This window comes from Gilvimarinus sp. 1_MG-2023 (genome assembly GCF_030548285.1).
Genome location: NZ_JAUOSC010000485.1, coordinates 1 through 339, shown reverse-complemented (window position 1 = coordinate 339; position 339 = coordinate 1). Strand labels below are relative to the sequence as shown.

1 protein-coding gene is annotated in these 339 nt (G+C 59.0%); it reads right to left on the bottom strand.

The window, feature by feature from the left end; genetic code table 11:
- On the bottom strand, positions 1–339 hold a 339-nt coding region (locus Q4563_RS17745; protein WP_303605441.1), incomplete at both ends, for a lyase family protein.

Sequence of the window (339 nt, the reverse complement as noted above, 5' to 3'; positions counted from 1 at the left end):
CTGCAGCCCCCAAAGGCAACTGGTTAACCCGCTTGCGGCAATCCTGCAGGCGGGCGTAGTCCCGTTCCAGCATCGCATTCCAGGCCAGCAGGTGATGACCAAAGGTGACTGGCTGTGCGGTTTGCAGGTGGGTGAAGCCCGGCATGATGGTGTCGGCTTCCCGCTTGGCCAGTTCAATCAGGCCTTGTTGCAGGCGGGTCAGTTCGGCACTGATCAGATCGATTTCATCACGCAAGTACAGGCGGATATCGGTGGCAACCTGATCGTTACGGGAGCGGCCGGTGTGCAGTTTTTTGCCGGTGATACCGATCTTGGCAGTCAGTGCGGCCTCGATGTTCA